The organism is Flavobacterium sp., assembly GCF_035456225.1.
GTDB lineage: Bacteria > Bacteroidota > Bacteroidia > Flavobacteriales > Flavobacteriaceae > Flavobacterium.
This window is the reverse complement of record NZ_DATIDM010000216.1, coordinates 1-3656: the sequence shown is the minus strand read 5'-3', so window position 1 is coordinate 3656 and position 3656 is coordinate 1. Positions and strand designations below refer to the sequence as shown.

The 3656-nt window shown below is 37.4% G+C and carries 4 protein-coding genes and 1 tRNA gene; 2 read left to right on the top strand and 3 right to left on the bottom strand.

Going from position 1 to position 3656, the window contains the following annotated elements:
* Positions 1 to 272: DUF423 domain-containing protein (locus VLB74_RS12590; RefSeq protein WP_325203804.1), on the bottom strand; the 272-nt coding region annotated here is incomplete at its 3' end.
* A gap of 122 nt (positions 273 to 394) precedes the next feature.
* Here VLB74_RS12590 and VLB74_RS12585 point away from each other — a divergent pair.
* A complete protein-coding gene (locus VLB74_RS12585) occupies positions 395 to 1750 on the top strand; it encodes a saccharopine dehydrogenase family protein (RefSeq protein WP_325203803.1) in 1356 nt (451 codons plus the stop codon).
* A gap of 60 nt (positions 1751 to 1810) precedes the next feature.
* Here VLB74_RS12585 and VLB74_RS12580 read toward each other — a convergent pair whose 3' ends face one another.
* Positions 1811 to 3199: a dipeptidase gene (locus VLB74_RS12580; RefSeq protein WP_325203802.1), complete on the bottom strand. Its 1389-nt coding sequence runs from the start codon at positions 3197 to 3199 to the stop codon at positions 1811 to 1813.
* 108 nt (positions 3200 to 3307) lie between these two features.
* On the opposite strand from VLB74_RS12580, the gene VLB74_RS12575 reads away from it, so the two are divergent.
* Positions 3308 to 3389: transfer RNA gene (locus tag VLB74_RS12575), tRNA-Leu, on the top strand.
* Between the two features lie 89 nt (positions 3390 to 3478).
* On the opposite strand, the gene VLB74_RS12570 is transcribed toward VLB74_RS12575, so the two are convergent.
* On the bottom strand, positions 3479 to 3652 hold the full coding sequence (locus VLB74_RS12570) for a DUF456 domain-containing protein (RefSeq protein ID WP_325203805.1): 174 nt from the start codon (positions 3650 to 3652) through the stop codon (positions 3479 to 3481).
* Positions 3653 to 3656 lie beyond the last annotated feature (4 nt).

Below are 3656 nucleotides of genomic sequence, written 5' to 3'. Positions count from 1 at the left end.
TCATTGGTAGCCAATAAATAAATCGATCCCGAAAAGAAGATTATTCCAAAAACAACTAGGTTGTAGATTGTTTTCTTAGCTTTTTGGGAAAGTTCAGCCAATCCGATGAACAATAAAAACAAAGCGTGATACATTTGGTATTTTACTCCGGTTTCGAAGGTGGAAAGCTGTTCGATTGATAAAACTTTTTTTAAGGCATGAGCACCAAAAGCACCTAAAATTATCGCAATCATTCCAAAAATTGCTCCCGTAGAAATTATTTTTTTGTTCATTTCGTATAAATTTTAACTACAAAAATAACGCTTCTTCTGAAGGAAAATTAATTTTAACGATACTTTTTGTTGCTCCAATTTTTATTTATGATTAACTTACATTTGTCTTAATAATTACAGTTATGAGAACCATTCTAATCATTGGAGCAGGAAGATCAGCTTCGTCATTGATTCAATATCTTTTAAACAAATCCGATAAAGAAAACCTACATCTTATTATCGGAGATTTGTCGTTGGCTTCTGCCCAAAAGAAAACGAATAATCATCCCAATGCAACGGCAATCGCCTTAGATATTTTCGATAAAAATCAAAGACAAGAATTGATTCAAAAAGCAGATGTAGTGATTTCGATGTTGCCTGCGCATCTTCATATTGAAGTAGCCAGGGATTGTGTCGTCTCTAAAAAACATTTGGTCACCGCTTCCTATGTTAGTGATGCCATGCAGGAATTGGATGCTTTAGCTAAAGAAAATAATTTGATTTTCATGAATGAAGTCGGTCTGGATCCTGGGATTGACCATATGAGTGCCATGAAAGTAATTAATGAAATCAGAGCCAAAGGTGGTAAAATGATTTTATTCGAATCCTTTTGTGGTGGTCTTGTGGCTCCGGAATCCGACACGAATTTGTGGAATTATAAATTTACCTGGGCGCCTCGAAATGTGGTCCTTGCCGGTCAGGGAGGAACAGCAAAATTCCTTCAGGAAGGAACTTACAAATACATTCCCTACGGAAGTTTATTCCGCAGAACTGAATTTCTGGAAGTCGAAGGTTACGGACGATTTGAGGCTTATTCGAACCGGGATTCTTTGAAATATTTGGATGTTTATGGTTTGAATGATATAAAGACGTTGTTCAGAGGAACCATTCGAAAAGTGGGTTTTTCTAAAGCATGGAATATGTTCGTCCAACTCGGAATGACTGATGATAGCTATATTATGGAAGGGTCAGAAACTATGAGTTACCGCCAATTTGTAAATTCTTTTTTGCCCTATCATCCAACGGATTCTGTAGAAATTAAGATGCGTTTTATTCTGAAAATTGATCAGGACGATATTATGTGGGATAAATTATTGGAATTGGATTTATTCAATCCCAACAAAAAAGTAGGTTTGAAAGATGCCACTCCAGCGCAAATCCTCGAAAAAATCCTAACAGACAGTTGGACATTGCAACCCAAAGACAAAGACATGATTGTGATGTATCATAAATTTGGCTATGAATTAGATGGTAAAAAACAGCAAATAGATTCCAAAATGGTCTGCATTGGCGAAGATCAAACCTATACGGCAATGGCGAAAACGGTTGGTTTGCCCGTTGCAATGGCAACCTTATTAATATTGAACGGAAAGATTAAAACTCCAGGAGTCCAACTCCCAATTCGGGAAGAAGTGTATTTGCCTATTTTGAAAGAATTGGAAGAATATGGAGTTGTTTTTAAGGAACAGGCAATGCCTTATTTAGGTTATAATCCCTAAAATCAAACACGAATTTCACGAATTTCACAAATTTTAATTCGTGAAATTCGTGTTTCTTTTTTATTTACTCAATTCCACAAAATACTTGTAAAACAACGGAATCGTTTCAATCCCTTTCAGGTAATTGAAAATCCCGAAATGTTCGTTTGGTGAATGAATAGCGTCGCTGTCTAAACCAAATCCCATTAAAATAGTTTTACTTTTTAGTTCTTTTTCGAACAAAGCAACAATAGGAATGCTTCCGCCGGAACGTACAGGGATTGCAGGAACACCAAAGGATTCAGTATAGGCTTTATTGGCGGCTTTGTAACCGATACAGTCTATTGGGGTAACATAAGCTTGTCCCCCATGATGTGGTTTTACTTTTACTTTCACTCCGGCAGGAGCAATGCTGAGAAAATGTTTGGTAAACAGTTCGGTGATTTCGTTCCAATCCTGATTCGGAACCAATCGCATCGAAATTTTGGCGAAAGCCTGACTCGGAATGACGGTTTTTGCTCCTTCGCCGATGTAACCGCCCCAGATTCCGTTTACATCAAGTGTCGGACGAATAGAGTTTCTTTCGTTGGTAACATATCCTTTTTCGCCATAAACATCATTCAAGTCTAATGCTTTTTTATAATCTTCTAAAACGAAAGGCGCTTTAGCCATTTCGGTTCTTTCTTCCAATGATAATTCGTCTACTTTATCGTAAAATCCCGGAATAGTGACACGATTGTTTTCGTCGTGAAGAGCAGCAATCATTTTTGTCAAAATATTGATGGGATTAGCAACAGCTCCACCATACAATCCGGAATGTAAATCTCGATTAGGTCCCGTAACTTCCACTTCTACATAACTCAAACCACGTAATCCAGTGGTAATAGAAGGCTGTTGATTGGAAATCATTCCCGTATCGGAAATTAAAATCACGTCATTTTTTAACTTTTCCTGATTGCGTTCTACAAACCAACCCAAATTTTTGGAACCAATTTCTTCTTCGCCTTCAATCATAAATTTCACGTTGCAAGGCAAAGTATTCGATTGAATCATATATTCGAATGCCTTTACGTGCATGTACATTTGACCTTTGTCGTCGCAGGAACCGCGGGCAAAAATGGCGCCTTCGGGATGAATATCCGTTTTTTTGATAACGGGTTCGAATGGAGGAGAAGTCCATAACTCGATTGGATCTGCGGGTTGTACGTCATAATGTCCGTAAACCAAAACCGTTGGTAAAGCAGCATCGATTATTTTTTCGCCATACACAATTGGGTTTCCAGGCGTTTGGCAAATTTCAACAAAATCGCAGCCTGCTTTCTCCAGACTGACTTTTACGGCATCGGCAGTATTAAGGATGTCCTGATGATAAGATTTGTCGGCACTTATGGAAGGCATTTTTAAGAGTTCGAATAATTCGCTAATGAAACGATTTTTGTGCTCCTGAACATATGATTTTATGGTTTCCATAGTGGTTTAAAATTTGATACTTTCAAAAGTACAAAAAAGAGAAAGAATATTTTTGAATAAATTCCTTTGAAAGTTAGAACTTATGTTTATATTTGCACCCACAATTACGCGGATATGGCGAAATTGGTAGACGTGCCAGACTTAGGATCTGGTGCCGCAAGGCGTGTAGGTTCGAGTCCTATTATCCGCACTTTAAAAATCCTTTAAACGTTGTAAACAAACGCTTAAAGGATTTTTTATTTTTGTCTACCCCCCCCTTTTCCCCCGAAAATTACAACATTAGAATTGAAGTAATTGTGATTTATGTTGCCATACAATCCAAAGGAATAATCCCAAATACATTATACATACAATAAACTTCATGAAGGAAGAAGCCAGGAATCCTAGTAAAGAACCTGTTGCTGCTTTCAAAGCGCGTTGATGATCTTGTTTGTCATATATAAGTTCGCCTATAAAA

Bases quoted from the DNA above. Each gene is read 5' to 3' on its own strand.
- VLB74_RS12585 (WP_325203803.1), top strand. From the start codon at position 395: ATGAGAACCATTCTAATCATTGGAGCAGGAAGATCAGCTTCGTCATTG.
- VLB74_RS12580 (WP_325203802.1), bottom strand. From the start codon at position 3,199: ATGGAAACCATAAAATCATATGTTCAGGAGCACAAAAATCGTTTCATT.